Source organism: Amycolatopsis sp. 2-15, assembly GCF_030285625.1.
GTDB lineage: Bacteria > Actinomycetota > Actinomycetes > Mycobacteriales > Pseudonocardiaceae > Amycolatopsis > Amycolatopsis carbonis.
In genome coordinates this window covers 5663970-5681563 of the sequence record NZ_CP127294.1, presented here as the reverse complement: position 1 = coordinate 5681563, position 17594 = coordinate 5663970, and the positions used below count along the sequence as shown (strand labels likewise).

10 protein-coding genes are annotated in these 17594 nt (G+C 71.1%); 2 read left to right on the top strand and 8 right to left on the bottom strand.

Annotated features, from left to right (window positions below):
- The first annotated feature begins 64 nt into the window (after nucleotides 1-64).
- Nucleotides 65-364: a hypothetical protein gene (locus QRX50_RS28080; protein WP_285966149.1), complete on the top strand. Its 300-nt coding sequence runs from the start codon at nucleotides 65-67 to the stop codon at nucleotides 362-364.
- A gap of 89 nt (nucleotides 365-453) precedes the next feature.
- On the opposite strand, the gene QRX50_RS28075 is transcribed toward QRX50_RS28080, so the two are convergent.
- Complete coding sequence (locus QRX50_RS28075; RefSeq protein ID WP_285966148.1) at nucleotides 454-1308, bottom strand: SDR family NAD(P)-dependent oxidoreductase; 855 nt, start codon at nucleotides 1306-1308, stop codon at nucleotides 454-456.
- A gap of 446 nt (nucleotides 1309-1754) precedes the next feature.
- A complete protein-coding gene (locus QRX50_RS28070; RefSeq protein WP_285966147.1) occupies nucleotides 1755-5894 on the bottom strand; it encodes a S8 family serine peptidase in 4140 nt (1379 codons plus the stop codon).
- Between the two features lie 123 nt (nucleotides 5895-6017).
- Between QRX50_RS28070 and QRX50_RS28065 the strand changes: the two genes are divergently transcribed.
- On the top strand, nucleotides 6018-7028 hold the full coding sequence (locus QRX50_RS28065; protein ID WP_285966146.1) for a helix-turn-helix domain-containing protein: 1011 nt from the start codon (nucleotides 6018-6020) through the stop codon (nucleotides 7026-7028).
- Nucleotides 7029-7290: 262 nt separating this feature from the next.
- Here the strand turns inward: QRX50_RS28065 and QRX50_RS28060 are convergent, their stop codons facing one another.
- The 6 genes from QRX50_RS28060 to pntB all read right to left on the bottom strand — a co-directional run bounded on the left by QRX50_RS28060 (nucleotide 7291) and on the right by pntB (nucleotide 17588).
- On the bottom strand, nucleotides 7291-8118 hold the full coding sequence (locus QRX50_RS28060; protein WP_434533149.1) for a glycoside hydrolase family 16 protein: 828 nt from the start codon (nucleotides 8116-8118) through the stop codon (nucleotides 7291-7293).
- 128 nt (nucleotides 8119-8246) lie between these two features.
- Nucleotides 8247-10475 carry a 1,4-alpha-glucan branching protein GlgB gene (gene glgB, locus QRX50_RS28055; RefSeq protein WP_285966145.1) on the bottom strand — a complete coding sequence of 743 codons (2229 nt, stop codon included), beginning with the start codon at nucleotides 10473-10475 and terminating at the stop codon, nucleotides 8247-8249.
- A 4-nt stretch (nucleotides 10476-10479) separates the two neighbouring features.
- Entirely contained in the window at nucleotides 10480-11877 is a 1398-nt protein-coding gene (locus QRX50_RS28050) for a maltokinase N-terminal cap-like domain-containing protein (protein WP_434533148.1), read from the bottom strand.
- Entirely contained in the window at nucleotides 11874-13682 is a 1809-nt protein-coding gene (treS, locus tag QRX50_RS28045) for a maltose alpha-D-glucosyltransferase (protein ID WP_285966143.1), read from the bottom strand. The genes QRX50_RS28050 and treS overlap by 4 nt, the downstream gene beginning before the upstream one ends.
- A gap of 94 nt (nucleotides 13683-13776) precedes the next feature.
- Nucleotides 13777-15756 (bottom strand): alpha-1,4-glucan--maltose-1-phosphate maltosyltransferase, encoded by a 1980-nt coding sequence (locus QRX50_RS28040; RefSeq protein WP_285966142.1) that lies wholly within the window; start codon nucleotides 15754-15756, stop codon nucleotides 13777-13779.
- Between the two features lie 413 nt (nucleotides 15757-16169).
- Complete coding sequence (gene pntB / locus QRX50_RS28035) at nucleotides 16170-17588, bottom strand: Re/Si-specific NAD(P)(+) transhydrogenase subunit beta (RefSeq protein ID WP_285966141.1); 1419 nt, start codon at nucleotides 17586-17588, stop codon at nucleotides 16170-16172.
- Between the last annotated feature and the right edge of the window lie 6 nt (nucleotides 17589-17594).

Here is a 17594-nt window from a genome sequence, read left to right as displayed (position 1 = left end):
GCAATATCCGCCCTGTCGATGACGGGACGCCGGCGCTTGTCGTGGGCTGCGGGTCGTCCGGCTCGTGATCGACGCCAGAGTCCTGAGCGAGGGTCGCCGCTGGGAAGAACTCCGCGGGGAACCGGTATCCCTGGACCTGCTCGGCGTGCGACGGTTCCGCATCGACGAGAACATCGGGGGATCGTGGGTGCTCTACGATCCCCCGCAGTTCACCCGCTTCGACGGCCTGCTGCAGGTCGACTTGTGCGCCGAACGCTTCGGGAACCTGCACCCGGAGAGCGCCGAGGAAGTCTTCGACGGCTCGGCGCTGGTCTTCGCAGCGGCCGGAGGCACCTGGAGCGCCCTGCATCCCTGGGATCAGTGAGACTGTCCTTAATTGCCTGTCGTGGAGCGCACGGCATCGCTTGGCTCCAGACCGCGCGAAACCGCACCACAGCAACCGGATCCCGCGGTTCAGGACGCGGCGACCTCGCCCGGCAGCGTGCCGTCGAGGTCGGTGAAGGCGTAGTGCGTGGCGAGGTCCGTGGTGGTGTGGACGCGGCCCGAGCGGGTGAGCACGGCGGGGTCCGCCGCGAGGGCCGCGACGCCGCGGCCGACGAAGCGCGGGGACTCCGCCGCGGCGAGGTCGAACTCGCCGGCGCCCGGGATGTCCAGGACGGTGCGGCCGTCGGGTGTGGGGCGGCCGGCGAAGGCGAGCAGCTCGGTGCGCACGAGGCCCGGCCAGATCGAGACGGCCGCGACGCCGCGGTCGCGCAGTTCCAGCGCCATGTCGGCGGTCATCTTGTCGACCGCGGCCTTGCCGACGCCGTAGACGGTGTTCTGCTGGTAGGCCGCCGCGCCGGACGACGAGATGTTCGCGATCAGGCCACCGCCCGCGGCGAAGAGGAGCGGGGCGGCGAAGACGCTCGCCACGTAGTGCGAGCGCGCGCCGATGCCGAGGACCTCGTCCCACGCGGTCAGCGGCAGGTCCCAGAACGGCCGGTTCAGCCAGGCCGCCAGGTCGGGCGCGGAGAACACGTTGTTGACCAGCACGTCGAGCCGGCCCGCTTCCTCGGCGACGCGCGCGAAGACCGCCTCCACCTGGGCGTCGTCGTGGTGGTCGCACCGCACGGCGATGCCCGTGCCGCCGAGCGCGGTCACCTCGGCGGCCGTCTCGGCGAGCGTGCCGGGCAACGGCCCGGGCTCGGCGGTGCGGCCCGTGACGTACACCGTCGCCCCCGCCGTCCCCAGCTCGAGGGCGATGCCCTTGCCCACGCCCCGCGTCGCACCCGTGACGACCGCGATCTTGCCCGCCAAAGCTCCGTTCATGATCCCGATCTAACCCGCGCCGCCGGACCACGGCGAACGGCCGGCCTGCGAAGGCACGTTTCCTGCCCACTCACACCGGCCACATCGGACCCCGGCAAGCCGCCGAACGGTGACACCACCCGCCCCACGCGGGCCGACCCGCGGCGAACGGCCGGCCCCGACGTCGCGCTTGTTGCCTACCCGCACCGGCGATGGCGAGCCGCGGAGCGCGAAACCGCCTTTCCGCCTGCTCCGCCCCACAGCCAACCGCCGATCCCGAAGCCGCGTGTCAGGACCGGCCGCTCCGGACCACAGCGAACCGCCGTCGCGGGAGGGCGCGCTTCCTGCCCGCCCGCACCGAACCCCGGCGAGCCGCCGAACCGCCGCCCCAAGGCTGCCCGTCCTGCCCACCCACACCACAGCGGGGCCGGTCCACCTCGGACCGGCCCCGCCGCAAACACCGAATCTCAGTACCGGAACTGCTGCAACTGCCTCCCGTCATACGAAGGCACCCAGCCCGTGCGCGTCGCGGGGTCGAGTTGCACCGAGCGCTCTGTCAGCGAGTTGTACTCGCCGCCGAAGGGACTCGACACGAAGTTCAGCCCGGAGACCACCGACAGCTGCTTGCCGGTCGCCAGGTCGATCACCGCGAGCTGGCTCGTGGCGTTGTTGTCGGTGATCACACCGCCCACCTTGCCGAACTGCGAGATCACCGGTGGCGTGCGGAAGGCGACCAGGCCGAGGTGGTGCACCCCGTCCACCGCCAGGAAGGCCGCCTGCTGCTGGCGCACGGTGTACGACTCCCCCGCGGTCAGCGTGTCGCCGGCGATCGAGCCCAGCGAGGTGGTGCCGACGATGTTGAGGCTCACCGAGCGGTACACGAGCTGGTACAGCCGGTTCGCGCCCTCGTCGTAGGCCATCGCGTTCGCGCAGATGCTGCCCGCGCCCGACAAGGTCGTCGCGCCGGAGTCGAGGTTGACGCTGGCCATGGAGGCCGCGCCGCCGCCGAAGCAGATCGGGCCGCCGCCGGTGCGTGCGAGGTAGACGAGCCCGGTGGTCTGGTCGAGCTCGATCATCTTGAACGCGCCCGCCACCGCACCCGGCGGGTCAGCGAGCAGCGGCGTGCCGAGGGCGCCGTCGGCCAGTGTCAGCGGCAGGACGAAGTCGATGTTGTCCGCGGTCCGCTTGGCCAGGATCGCCGCGCGGTGCCGGGTCGCGTCCACGCGGCCGCCCTGCACGGAGTAGCCGTCCGCGGTCACGGAGGCCACCCGCTGCAACGACGTCGTGTCGTAGGTTTCCAGCGTCCACCCGGCGTTCGTGAAGTGCAGCAACGCCAGCCGGTGCGCCGAAGCGTCCGCGCCGAGCACCTGGTAGCCGCCGTCGCCGGACGCGTCGGACGTGAGTACCCGCCCGTACGCGCCCTTCACGGCGTCGTACTCCTGCACCGACTCACCACCGCCGGGCGTGCGCAGCGCCGTGTACGACATACCCTGAGCTGCCGCGAAACTCGTCACCACCGCGGTGCCGGGCGCGTAGCCGTCGTCGACCGCGAGGAACGACGTCGGCGACGCCTGGCCGAGCACCTTGCCGTGCCGGTCGGTGGCGAGCACGCGCACGTCGTAGGCCACCGAACCACCCAGCCCGAGCTTCACCGCGTCGAGCTTCGCGACCCCGTTGCGCGCCGGAAGCTGTTGGTACGCCACGGACCCCGCGCTCGGGCCACCCTGGTCGCGCCGGTCGCCGTTGGCGTTGGTCACGGTGTTGAGCGAGTTGTACAACGTCGGCGCCGGAGCCGACACCTCCACCGCGGCGCCCGTCGCGCCCGGTACGCCGCGCACGTCGTAGCCGAGCGAGAACGCCGGCGCGGCCCGCGTGATCTCCGCGAAGTGCCCGGAAGTCCCACCCGCCGTGAGGATCGGCGCGTCGGGCCGCTGCGCCGCGCCGCCGACGCGGATCGCGGTGAACTCGCCGTACGTCGGGTCGCCGGCGGTGCCGGTGACCGAACGCTGCACGAACCCGATGCCGTAGACGCCCGCACCGCCGGCGAAGGCCGAAGCCGGCACGACCACGTCACCGGTGCTCGCGGTGATCGGCGCGACGAACCCCGTGCCGAACAGCGGCGCGCTGACCGGGTTCCAGTGCCCCAGCGTGGACACGACCACCTGCGGGTTCGACAGGTTCCGCACGCCGGTGAGGTCGTAGTGCACCCGGACTTCCTTGCCCACGGCCACGGTCGCCGGCGCCACCGGGGCGAGCGCCTCGGCGTAGGTGCCGTCGGTCGGGCCGACGGTGAGCGTCTGAGGTGCCGACGCGACCACGCGGTGGCCCGAGCGGACCTCGAAGGTGACGGGCACCGAACGATCCTCTGTGGACACCACCGGAAGTCCCGCCGCCGCCAGGATTTCCTTCGGGCTCAGCCGCACGGCAGGCACGTTCGAGGTGAACTCGTGCCCGTGGATCTTCACCGCGTAGGTCGCGTTCGCCGGAGCGCCCACCACGTCGGCGCCGACGGTGACCGGGCCGACAAGGCCCTCCCCCGTGCCACCGGTGTCGAGGTCGATGCGGCCGCCGTCGGCGTTCTCGGTGAAGGAACCGCCGAGCCCGCCCACGGTCACCCGGTGCGCCACGGAAACCCCCGCGATCGCCGGGTCACCCCGACGGCCGCCGAGCACCGACTGCACGGCCGCGGTCACGTCGATCTGCGGACCGACCGTCACCGGCTGGTCCATCTGCGGCGGCGACGCGACCGGTCGTGCCGTGTGCTGCAGCACCGAGCGGACGTCGGCCGGGCTCAGCGAGCGGCCGGCCAGCTTCGCCGCCTGCAGCACCACCGCCGCCGCGGCCGCGGTCATCGGCGCGGACGCCGACGTGCCACCGTTGAGCACCGGTGTCACGTCCTGCGCGCCGCCGCGCTGCGTGTGTTCCACGACGAGGATGCCATCGCTGGGCGCGGAAACGTCCACGCGCGTGCCGAAGCCCGAGGAGAAGTTCCCGCCCCCGTCGGTGCGGGTCGTGGCGAAGGTCGGGTTGTGCGCGGCCGCGCCGCCGGCCTGCTGGGGCACGGCCAATGTGTCGTCGAGCGTGGTGCCGCCGACGGCGATCGCGCCGCTGTCGAGCACCTTCGTCGGCGTGGTGGAGAACTGGTCGTCGGCGATGTCCGTGGTGGCACGGGCGTCGCGCGTCACGTCGGTGGGCGTGCTGCCGCCGTCCGGGCCGACCGCGGCCGGGGTGTAGCGGCGCGTGCCGTCGTTGGAGGAGATGGTGACGACGATGTGGTACTGCTTCACGATCGTCGAGATCACGGCCTGCGCCACCGGGTCGTCTTCGAGGTAGCGGCCCGGGAAGCCCGCGCTGTCGGTGCCGACGCCGAGGCTCGCGGTGATCACGTCCGGGCGCGGCGTCTGGCGCGCGGCGGCCAGCAGCGCCACGGAGATCTGGTCGAGCGTCGGCTCCCGCGGCACCACGAGCCGGTACTGCGCGCCGGGCGCGATGCCGAGCAGGTCCGTGAAGCCGTCGCCCCGGGCGCCGGCGCGCTGCGCGTCGTGCGGCAACGGGGCCATCACGCCGAAGTCGAGCAGCACCTCGCCGAGCGCGGGGTCCTGGTTCTCCACGGAGCCGAGCGGGTCGAGCCGACCCGAGGAGTCGGCGGTGTAGGTGGGGATCAGCGGCATCGACGGCACGTCGAGGTAGCGCTGGCCGCCCTGCACGACGGTGGTCGGGCCGTAGTTGCGGACGTAGGTGTCGCCCGCGTCGGCCATGCTCTGGTCGGTGAGGTCGCCGAGCGAGACGTTGGTGATGATCTCGCCGCTGCCCGGGAGCTTCCCGTGCAGCAGGCTGTACGCGCCGAGTGCGTTGGTGCCGCCCGCGTTGAGGTAGCTCTGCGCCGACGACGTCACGCCGTAGTTCGAGGGCAGGCCGGCCGCCGGCTTTTGGTGCGCCTGCGGCAGTTTCGCCGCTTTCACCGCCGGCTGCGGCACGGGCACGGGACCGGTGGACATCGCCGAAACGCGGCGGTCGGGCTGCGCGCTCACCACACCGGGCGTCGCGGCGAGCTTCTGCACGGCGGCGTCGGTGTGCAAGCTGTCGGCCAGGTGCACCAGCACGGTCTTGGCCAGCGCGGGCACGTCGGTGGCGTCGGGGAACACCGGTTCGACGGAGGTCGCGCCGACCGCGGACAGAGCGGCGTTGACGCCGTTGTCCGATGTCTTGGCCGCGCGGCGACCGGCCGCGAGCGGCGCGCCGGTCACGGCGGTGGAGGCAGCGAGCTGCACGAGGACGTCACTCGGCTGCTCGGGCGTGGCGCTCCGGGTGAAGGCGGCGCGCACGGCGTCGTCGGTCGGTGCCAGCGAGCCGAGAGGAGAAGTCCCCTGTGGCAGCGCGAGCACGGTCTTGCCGAGCGGCTTGCCGTGGGCGTCGGTGCGGGTCGCGGTGCCGTCGGGGTCGACGGTGATGGCGCCGCCGTCGGGCATCGCGACGTGTCTCGACGGTGGTGGCTGATCGGGCTCGGGTGCGGCGGTGGCCGGTCCGACGGCGAGACCGGCGAGGGTCACGGCTGCGGTGACAGCGGTCAGGACACGGCGAAACGGGATCGTTCGGGCGCGGGGCACCTGGCTCCCTTTCGGGTCGGGGGACGGGGAGTTCACAGGGGTAGAGGGTGGAGAACACTGTGCGGTCGGCCAGTGATCGGATCAATTTCCCAGCCGTGGCCGAGGTGGCGCAAGATAGCCACCATGACCAATAGTCGCCAGGTGGCGGGTTCCCGCCAGCAGCTGCGGGACCTCGACGCACTCGGCGTCCCGGCCACCGACGCGCGCGTCTACACGGCGCTGCTCGGCCATCCGCGCACGCGAGCTGTGGACCTGGTGGAACAATGCGGACTTTCCGCCCAGCAGGTGGCGCGGGCGCTTTCCCGGCTCACCGCGAGCGGCATGGCGAGCCGGGTGCCCGGGCGGCCCGCGCGCTACCTCGCCGCGGCCCCCGACATCGCACTGGGTGCGCTCGCGGCCGAACGCGCGGCCGAGCTGCGCAGCGCCCGCGCGGCGATCGAGGACCTGATGGCGGTGCACCGCGAAGCCAGCCGATTCACCCACCCCGCCGAGCTCGTCGAGGTCGTGACCGGCTCGGAGAACATCGACGTCCGCGTGCGGCGGCTGCAGGACGAGGCCCGCACGCAGATCCGCGGGTTCGACCGGCCGCCGTACGTCAGCGTGCCTGGGGAGAACCTCGACCCGGAACGCCGGCGGCTCAAGGCCGGCATCACCTACCGCGTGATCTACGACCGGGAGGCGATCGCCGTCGCCGGCCGGCTGCGCAACGACATCCTCGTGAGCGGCACCCACGGCGAACGCTCGCGCGTGCGCCCGCAGCTGCCGATCAAGATGGTGATGGCCGACGAGGAGGTCGCGGTGATCCCGATCAGTTCCTCACCGCACGTCGTGGACGCGGCCTACATCATCCACGCCTCGGCCCTGCTCGACGCGCTCGTCACGCTGTTCGAAGCGGAGTGGGACCGCGCCGTGCCCATCGCCGAGGCCCTCACCGACCCGGCGCCGGACCGCGATCCCGAGACGACGACGCTGCTCACCCTCCTCGCCGCCGGTCAGACCGACGCCGGCATCGGCCGCGCCCTCGGCTGGAGTCCCCGCACCACGCAGCGGCGCGTGCAGCGGCTGATGACCGAGCTCAACGCCACGACCCGCTTCCAGGCCGGCATGAACGCGAAAGCCCGGGGCTGGCTGTAGGTCCACTGCAGACGGCCACCGCAGGCCTGGTTCCGGCCCGGGCCGGGGTTTCCTGCCGCCGCAACGGAAAACCCCGGCCCGGGCCAGGTCTGATCACCGGCGGACGCGCCGGGTTCCGGAGCTTCGCCCGGCTCGCCGCAAGTCGAGCCGGGCGAAGCCGCGGAGATCCGCGCCCGCCCGATCTCCGCCCGCCGCCACGGCCCGAATTCGCGGAGGCGTCCGGTGGCGTGCCCCGTCCGGGTGAGACGTCCGAAGTGGACGCTCAGCTCACGTGCACGTAGTCGACCACGAGCTGCTGCGGGAACTGCGTGCCACCGTCCGGGTCACCCGGCCAGTCGCCGCCCACGGCGAGGTTGAGGATGAGGAAAAACGGGTGGTCGTAGACCCACTTGTTGCCGTTGAGGTCAGCCGGCGTGCGTGTCTCGTAGGCGTTGCCGTCCACCGACCACACGATCTTGTTCATGGACCAGTCCACCGCGTAGGTGTGGAAGTCGTCGGAGAAGTTCGGACCGTTGTAGGCCGCGCCGATGCCGTTGGCGCCGGAGTAGCCCGGGCCGTGGATCGTGCCGTGCACGGTGTTCGACTCCTTGCCGATGTTCTCCATGACGTCGATCTCGCCGTCGGTCGGCCAGTTGCCGCCGCCGAGCATCCAGAACGCGGGCCACATGCCCTGCCCGCGCGGGAGCTTCATGCGGACCTCGACGTGGCCGGAGCTCGTGGAGAACTTGCCGGAGGTGTTGAGCCGCGCCGAGGTGTACTGGCACGGGCCGTACCAGCAGTTGTTGCCCGAGCTCTCCTTCTTCGCCGTGATCACCAGGTGACCCTGGCCGTCGAGCGCCGCGTTGGCGGCGCCGGAGGTGTACCACTCGCGCTCGTGGTTGTTCACGTTGTCGCCGGTCTCGTAGTTCCACTTCGAGCCGTCGGCCGGGCTGCCCGCGGGCCCGTCGAAGTCGTCGGTGAACGTGGCGGCCGGGCTCGCCGGAGCCGCGATGCCGGCCGGTGTCGCCGTGAGCGTCACCGCCCCCGCCACCGCCAACGCGGCCGGGATCGCCAGCAGCCGCCACCGGGCAGGCGTCTTCAGAGACTTCATCGTCGTCATCCCTCGTCACTCGAGGGGCGGCCTGGCGGCGCCACCCCGGGTTTGTTGTGGATGGCAACAAAGCTAACCCGACCGGTTGTTCACCGGCAAGGACTAACGTGAGAAATTTTCCGACAGCCTCACTCGGCGGTAACCGTAGCCTCCTCCAGCAACCACAGGACGCCGCTCGGCGGCAGCTGCAGCACGGCCGAGGCCGGCAGGCCATGCCACGGCTTGTCGATCGCCTCGACCGCGCCGAGGTTGCCGACCCCGGACCCGCCGTAGACCTCGGCGTCGGTGTTCAGCAGCTCGGTCCAGCGCCCGGTGGCGGGCAGGCCCACGCGGTAGTCGTGGTGCGGGACGCCCGCGAAGTTCGCGATGCACGCCAGCCGCGAGCCGTCGGAGCCGATGCGCAGGAAGCTCAGCACGTTGCCGGCCGAGTCGTTGGCGTCGATCCACTGGAAACCCTCCGACCGCACGTCGCCGCTGAAGAGCGCGGCCGTGGACCGGTAGATGCTGTTGAGCCGGCGCAGCAGGTCCTGCACGCCGCGGTGCAGCGGCTGCTCCAGCAGGTGCCAGTCGAGCGAGCGCGACTCCGACCACTCCTGCGGCTGCCCGAACTCGCCGCCCATGAACAGCAGCTGCTTGCCCGGGTGGGCCCACATGAACGCCAGCAGCGACCGCAGTCCCGCCGCCTTGTTCCAGTCGTCGCCCGGCATGCGCTGCCACAGGGAACCCTTGCCGTGCACCACTTCGTCGTGTGAGAGCGGCAGCACGAAGTTCTCGCTCCACGCGTAGACGAGCGAGAACGTCATCTCGTTGTGGTGGTACGCGCGGTGCACGGACTCGTGGCCGAGGTAGCGCAGCGTGTCGTGCATCCAGCCCATGTTCCACTTGAAGCCGAAGCCGAGCCCGCCGAGGTGCGTCGGCCGCGTGACGCCGGGCCACGCGGTGGACTCCTCGGCCACCATCACCACACCCGGGTGTCGCCTGTAGACGGTCGCGTTCAGCTCCTGCAGGAACCGCACGGCGTCGAGGTTTTCGCGGCCGCCGTACTCGTTGGGCAGCCACTCGCCGTCCTTGCGCGAGTAGTCGAGGTAGAGCATCGACGCGACGGCGTCCACGCGCAGGCCGTCGAGGTGGAACTCCTCGAGCCAGTACAACGCGTTGGCCACGAGGAAGTTGCGCACCTCGTTGCGGCCGAAGTTGAACACGAGCGTGCCCCAGTCGGGCTGCTCGCCGCGGCGCGGGTCCTCGTGCTCGTAGAGCGGGCTGCCGTCGAAGCGCGCGAGCGCCCAGATGTCGCGCGGGAAGTGCGCGGGCACCCAGTCCACGAGCACGCCGATCCCCCGCTGGTGCAGGTGGTCCACGAGGTAGCGGAAGTCGTCGGGCGAGCCGAACCGCGAGGTCGGCGCGTAGTACGAGGTGACCTGGTAGCCCCACGAACCGCCGAACGGGTGCTCGGCCACGGGCAGGAACTCGACGTGGGTGAAGCCGGTGTCGGTCACGTAGTCGGCGAGCTGGTCGGCCAGCTCGCGATAGTCCAGCCCGGGCCGCCACGAGGCGAGATGCACCTCGTACACGCTCATCGGCGCGTCGGCCCAGTTCGTGGCCTCCCGCGTCGCGATCCACTCGTCGTCGGCCCAGGTGTAGGCCGACTTCGTGACCTTCGACGCGGTCGCGGGCGGCACCTCGGTGGCGAACGCCATCGGGTCGGCCTTCTCGTGCCAGTTCCCGTCGGCGCCGAGGATCCGGAACTTGTAGCAGGAGCCGACCGGCACGTCGGGCACGAACAGCTCCCACACGCCCGACGAGCCGAGCGAGCGCATCGCGTGGCCGCGGCCCTCCCAGCCGTTGAAGTCACCGATCACCCGCACGCCGCGCGCGGTCGGCGCCCACACCGCGAACGACACGCCTTCGACCGCGCCGTGGGGCGTGTCGTAGTCGCGCACGTGCGCGCCCAGGACGTCCCACAGCCGTTCGTGGCGGCCCTCGCCGATGAGGTGCAGGTCGAGCTCGCCGACGGTCGGCAGCCAACGGTACGGGTCGTCGACCACGACGGTGTGCCCGTCGTAGTCGACCTCGAGCCGGTAGTCGCCCGGGTGCTCGGGCAGCGGAGCCGCGAACAACGCGTCGGCCACGCGCTCCAGCGGGAACCGCCGGTCCCCCGCCAGCACGGAGACGGACTTCGCCCCCGGCAGCAAGGCGCGCGCCACGATGGTGCCGGGGCTCGTGCTGCCGATGCCCACCGTCCCCTGGGCGTGCACGCCCAGCACCGAGTGCGGGTCGTGGTGCGAGCCGGCCAGCAGCCGGTCGATGTCCTGCGGGGACGGAGCCGCCGCGGGCAGATCCCGGGAAACCGCGTTCACGTCTTCACTCACCTCCATGGGCGATGCGGGCGATCGCCGCCACGGGCACGGCCAGCCAGTCGGGCCGGTTCGCGTGCTCGTAAGCCACTTCGTACACCGCTTTGTCGAGTTCGAACGCACGAAGCAGCTCTCCGTGCTCGCGCGGGTCGCCGATCGGGCCGGCGGCCCCGGCGTACCCGTCGCAGAAAGCCGTGCGGTTGCGGCGCGCCCATTCGAGCGCGCGTTCGGTCATCGCCGGGTCGTCCGGCTGGCCCACGAGCAGCTGCCGGGCCGCGTAGTCGAACGAGCGCAGCATGCCCGCGACGTCGCGCAGCGGCGACCGCAGCGCGTGCCGCTCCTGCAGCGGCGCGGCCGGCTCGCCCTCGAAGTCGAGCAGCAGCCAGCCGCCGACCGTGCGCAGCACCTGGCCGAGGTGCAGGTCGCCGTGGATGTACTGCATCGAGATCCCCGGCCGGCCCGGCGGCAGCTCACGCAGCGCGTCGAACACCTTGTGCAGCGCGGGCACATACTCGGCCAGCTGCGGGACGGCGCGCGCGACCCGGTCGAGCCGCTCGGTCATGCCCGCCACCGTGCGGTCGAGCTCCGGCTCGTCCACCGGGTACGCGCCCAGCGCCGCCGCGAGGTCGGTGTGCACGTGGGCCACCGCCGCGCCCAGGCGTTCGGCTTCGCCGGCGAAGTCGCCGCCGACCTCGTCGGGATGCAGCTCCGGCTCGGCCATCAGGTCGCGCACGCTCGTGGTGGCCATGGCCCAGCCGTCGACGGCGTCGGGCAGGTATACCTGCAGCATCGCGATCGTCGCCGGCTCACCGGCGAGCTCGCCGGTGATCGAGCCGACGACCTCGGCGATGTGCTCGCAGCCCGCCTTCTGCAGCGCGCGGTGCAGCAGCAGGTCCTTGTTCGTCCCCGGGCTGAGCTTGCGGAACAGCTTGAGGATGTACTGCCCGCCGTACACCAGCGACGTGTTGCTCTGCTCGGAGGTGATGGGCCGCGCGCGCAGCCCGCCGGTGAGCTGTGCGCCGGGCTCGTGCTCGAACACGAGTGGGCCGACGCGGTCGCCGGCCACCACGTGGTCGAGCAGCACCGCGGTCAGGTCCGCGTCGCCGCTCGCCTCGTAGAAGTTGAGGCCGCCGTCGGCGCCGATCCACGCCGACGACGAGATCTCCGGCGGGTGCGAACGGCGCCCGATCAGCAGCTGGTAGGGCTCGGACCGCTCGCCCTGCACCACCTCGACGACCACGTGCAGCAGCTGCGGGTCGCCTTCGACCAGCACCGTGGACGCGAGCGCGCGGACGGCCGTGATCGGCCGGTCCTTGCCCGCGAACCACCGCTGTGCCGGAAGCCAGGCCGGCAGCTCCGCGACGAGCTGCTCGACCAGGTGCCCGTGGTCGTTCAAGGCACTCACCTCATTTCGCCTTCGGCTTCCCGCTCGAGGAGCTGGAACCAGTAGAACCCGTGTCCGGGCAGCGTGAGCAGGTACGGAAGTTCACCGACCTCCGGGAACCGCACCCCGCCGGTGAGCTCCACCGGCACCGAGCCGCGGTGGCCGGCCAGGTCGAGTTCCACCGGCTGCGGGAAGCGCGACAGGTTGTTCACGCACAGCACCACGTCCTCGCGCCCGTCCGGGCGGCGCCACTGGCGCTTGTAGGCCAGCACGCTCGGGTTGGACCCGCCGAGGTCCACGAAGTTGCCCTCGGCGAACGCGTGGTGCTGCTTGCGCACCTCGATCATCCGCCGCGTCCAGTTCAGCAGCGACGACACGTTGTTCGACTGGGCCTCGACGTTGAGGGCCTCGTACCCGTAGACCGGGTCCATGATCACCGGCAGGTAGATGCGGCCGGGGTCGCAGGAGGAGAAGCCGGCGTTGCGGTCCGGCGTCCACTGCATGGGGGTGCGGACCGCGTCGCGGTCGCCGAGCCAGATGTTGTCTCCCATGCCGATCTCGTCACCGTAGTACAGAACGGGCGAGCCCGGCAGCGAGAGCAGCATCGCGGTGAAGAGCTCCTGCTGGTTGCGGTCGTTGTCCAGCAGCGGCGCCAGGCGCCTGCGGATGCCGATGTTGGCCTTCATCCGCGGGTCCTTGGCGTATTCGGAGTACATGTAGTCCCGCTCTTCGTCCGTGACCATCTCGAGCGTGAGCTCGTCGTGGTTGCGCAGGAAGATGCCCCACTGCGTGCCGCTCGGGATCTGCGGGGTCTGCAGCAGGATCTCCGAGATCGGGAACCGCGACTCGCGCCGCACCGCCATGAAGATGCGCGGCATCAGCGGGAAGTGGAACGCCATGTGGCACTCGTCGCCGCCGACGTCCGGGTCGCCGAAGTACTCCACCACGTCGGAGGGCCACTGGTTCGCCTCGGCCAGCAGGATCCGGCCGGGGAACTCGTCGTCGACGACCTTGCGGCAGCGCTTGAGGAACTCGTGCGTGCGCGGCAGGTTCTCGCAGTTGGTGCCCTCCTGCTCGAACAGGTACGGCACGGCGTCGAGCCGGAACCCGTCGATGCCGAGGTCGAGCCAGAACCGCAGCACGTCGATCATCGCTTCCTGCACGGCCGGGTTCTCGTAGTTGAGGTCCGGCTGGTGGCTGAAGAAGCGGTGCCAGTAGAACTGGCCGCGCACCGGGTCGTAGGTCCAGTTCGACGTCTCGGTGTCCACGAAGATGATGCGCGCGTCGGCGTAGCGCGAGTCGTCCTCGCTCCACACGTAGTAGTCGCCGTACGGGCCGTCCGGGTCCGAACGCGACTGCTGGAACCACGGGTGCGCGTCGGAGGTGTGGTTGAGCACCAGGTCGGTGATCACGCGGATGCCGCGGCGGTGCGCCTCTCCGAGCAGGTACACGAAGTCCTCGACGGTGCCGAACTCCGGCAGCACCGAACGGAAGTCGCTGATGTCGTAGCCGCCGTCGCGCAGCGGCGACGCGTAGAACGGCGGCAGCCACAGGCAGTCGACGCCGAGCCACTCCAGATAGTCCAGGCGGCTCGCGAGGCCGCGCAGGTCGCCCGTGCCGTCGCCGTTCGAGTCGGTGAAGGCGCGCACGAGCACCTCGTAGAACACGGCGCCCTTGAACCAGTGCGGGTCGCGCGGCGCTTCCTCGGCGTGCGCGAACTCGTTCGCCTGCGGTTCCACGAGCAGGCCCTCGGCGGTCATCGCCTCACCCGTGTGCGGAACACCGTCCAGGCCCAGAGCTGCGTCGGGCCGGCTCTCGTCGTCCATCAAACTCCACCTCGTCCCGCAGTCGGCGGTACGTTCGATCGTCCCTGCCGCGTGCCGTGCGTGCAGGGTGGCTGGAAAATCGTTCAGGGCCCGGCTACGCCGCGAGCCGGCGGCGGACCGCGACGACGTGCGCGACCGCACGCCACGGTTCGAGCCGGACGAAGTTGGCCTGGCCCCAGTCCCAGGTCTCCCCGGTGACCTCGTCATGGGCGATGAGCCGCTCGTGCCAGTCGAAGCCGAGCGACTCCAGGTCGAGCCACAGGGTGCCTTCCTGCGCACCGTGCGAATCGAGGTTCACCACCGTGACGACGGTGTCGCCGGTCGCCGGGTCCTGTTTGGAGTAGGCGAGCAGCGCGCCGTTGTCGACGTGGTGGAACCGCAGGGTCCGCATGCCCTGCAACGCCGGGTGGGTCTTGCGGATCGTGTTGAGCTTCGTGATCCACGGCTCCAGCGAGCGGCCTTCGGCCAGCGCCCGCTCGAAGTCGCGCGGACGCAATTGGTACTTCTCGGAGTCGAGGTACTCCTCGCTGCCCTCGCGCACCGGCTGGTGCTCGTAGAGCTCGTACCCGGAGTAGACGCCCCACGTCGGCGACAGCGTCGCCGCCATCGCCGCCCGCAGCGCGAACATGCCCGGGCCGCCGTGCTGCAGCGACTCGTGGAGGATGTCCGGGGTGTTCACGAACAGGTTGGGGCGGCCCTCGTTCCAGTGCTCGACCAGGTCGGTGCCGAACTCGGTCAGCTCCTCCTTGCTCGTGCGCCAGGTGAAGTACGTGTAGCTCTGCGTGAAGCCGAGCTTCGCCAGGCCCCACAGCCGCGCCGGGCGCGTGAACGCCTCGGCCAGGAACAGCACGTCGGGGTGCGCGTCCTTGACCGACTGGATCAGCCACGCCCAGAAGTCCGGCGGCTTGGTGTGCGGGTTGTCGACCCGGAAGATGCGCACCCCGTGCGACACCCAGTGGAGCACGACGCGGAGCACCTCGTCGTAGACGCCGCGCGGGTCGTTGTCGAAGTTGACCGGGTAGATGTCCTGGTACTTCTTCGGCGGGTTCTCGGCGTAGGCGATCGTGCCGTCCGGGCGCGTGGTGAAGAACTCCGGGTGCTTGAGCACCCACGGATGGTCTGGCGCGGCCTGCAGCGCGAGGTCGAGCGCCACCTCCATGCCGAGCTCCTCCGCGCGGGCGACGAAGGCGTCGAAGTCCTCGAACGTGCCGAGGTCCGGGTGGATCGCGTCGTGCCCGCCCTCGTCGGCGCCGATCGCCCACGGCGAGCCGACGTCCTCGGGCGTGGCGACGAGGGTGTTGTTGGGTCCCTTGCGGTTCACTCGCCCGATCGGGTGGATCGGCGGCAAGTACACCACGTCGAAGCCCATGCCCGCGACCCGGTCGAGTGAACGCGCCGCGGTGGCGAACGTGCCGTGGACCGCGTTGCCGTGCTCGTCGACGCCGCCCGTGGACCTTGGGAAGAACTCGTACCAGGAACCGAAGGCGGCGCGCTTGCGGTCGACCCACAGTTTGAGCGGTTTACCCTTGGTGATCAGTTCGCGCACAGGGAATTCGTGCATCAAGTGCCGCACTTCGGGCGAAAGCGCGGCGCCCACGCGCTCGCCGAGATCGCGATCGATGTCGCGGAGGTCCTTCGCCGCACCCGCGAGCAGCGCGCGCTCGCCGCGGCGCTCGGGCCGGCGGGACACGCGCTCGAGCAGCCGCGCGCCGTTCTCCAGGTCGTTCGCGAGGTCCTCGGGTCCTTGTCCCGCAGCGATCTTGACCTCGACGGCATGTTCCCACGTCGCCCACGGGTCGCTCCACGCGTCCACCCGGTAGGTCCACAGGCCCTCGGTGTCGGGCACGATCACGGCAGCGAAGAGATCCAGGCCCTTGCCGCGCTCGACCATCCGCGTCTGGCGCGACACGCGGTCGCCGGGGCCGCGCCACGCGACGGTGGCCGCCACGGCGTCGTGACCTTCGCGCCACACCGTGGCGGAGACCGGAAAGTGTTCTCCCACAACGGCTTTCGCCGGGTACCGACCGCAGCTGACGGTCGGGTTGACGTCGTCGATACCGAGCCGGCCGGTCATGGCAACGCCCCTCTTGGCTGTGCTGATTTCCGTGCGAACGCGAGCACGGTCAGTGTGCCTGATTCCCTCAAAGCCCTTGACAGCGGGGCCTTTTACGGTTGTACCCGCCACCCGGTCGGGCGAAACGGATCCGTCCGGGCGGAGTTTCCCCGTTCCCACACGTTCGAATAAGGCGCAACTCGAACGGCGGAACAATCACCCGAGCCTGCTTTTCGCAGTACCCCCGTAACACAGAAGTCGAACAACGTTCACAGTTCGTCGCCCGAGTCGGCGAACCCGGGCGGGACCCGCGCCCGACTGTCCACAGTGGGCACCGGACACAGCACCGCGCCGCCGGTCCGGGGTCTGTCTGCCCCGGTCCGGCGGCGCGGTGTGGTCGCGCGGTGTGGTCGTCGCGGTGTGGTGGTACCGGCTCAGCCGACGCGGGCCGGCAGCGCCGCGAGGATGTCCTGCACCCGCTCCTTGGCGTCGCCGAAGAGCATCTGGCTGTTCTCGCGGAAGAACAACGGGTTCTGCACGCCCGCGTAGCCCGGCGCCATGGACCGCTTGAACACCACGACGTTGCCGGCCTCCCAGACCCGCAGCACCGGCATGCCGGCGATCGGGCTGCCCGGGTCCTCCGCGGCCGACGGGTTCACGGTGTCGTTGGCCCCGATCACGAGCACGACGTCGGTGTCGGCGAGGTCGTCGTTGATCTCGTCCATCTCCAGGACGATGTCGTAGGGCACCTTCGCCTCGGCGAGCAGCACGTTCATGTGCCCGGGCAGGCGACCGGCGACGGGGTGCACCCCGAACCGGACGTTCACGCCCTGCTCCCGCAGCCGCCGCGTCAGCTCGGCCACCGGCGACTGCGCCTGCGCGACCGCCATCCCGTAACCCGGCGTGATGACCACCGAGCTCGCGTTCGACAGCAGCTCGGCCACCCCGGCGGCGTCGATCTCGCGGTGCTCGCCCGTGACCTCCGCCGGGCCGCTGGACGCCGGCGCGCCGAAGCCGCCCGCGATGACGGAGATGAACGAGCGGTTCATCGCCTTGCACATCACGTAGGACAGATAGGCACCGGAGGAGCCGACGAGCGCGCCGGTGATGATCAGCAAGTCGTTGCCCAGCAGGAAGCCCGACGCGGCCGCGGCCCAGCCGGAGTAGCTGTTGAGCATCGACACGACCACCGGCATGTCCCCGCCGCCGATCGAGGCGACCAGGTGGACGCCCAGCGCCAGCGCCAGCACCGTGACCACCACGAGCAGCCACGTGGCGGGGGTGATCACGAAGAACACCGTGAGCACCACGAACGCGACCAGCGCGCCGAGGTTGAGCACGTTCTTGCCCGGCAGCCGCAGCGGCGCCGAAGGGATCCGCGCCGACAGCTTCAGGTAGGCGATGATCGAGCCGGTGAACGTCACGGCGCCGATGAACACGCCGATCACGACCTCGGCGTGGTGGATGCCCAGCAGCGACCCCACGAGCTCGGTCTGCGTGGCGTTCCCCTCGACCTCGAGGAACCCGTTCCAGCCGACCAGTACCGCGGCGAGGCCGACGAAGCTGTGCATCAGCGCGATCAGCTCGGGCATGCCCGTCATCTCGACCACGCGCGCCCGCCACACGCCGATCGCGGCGCCGATCACGAGCGCGATGAGCAGCAGCGTGATGCCGAGCCCCGACGCCAGCCCCAGCGCGGTGGCCGCGGTCGCGACGAGCGCGATCGCCATGCCGGCGATCCCGAACCAGACCCCGCGGCGCGAGGTCTCGTGCTTGGCGAGCCCCGCGAGGCTGGCCACGAACAACAGGGCAGCGATCAGGTACGCCGCCAACTTCCACGTTTCAGCGTGCACTGCTCG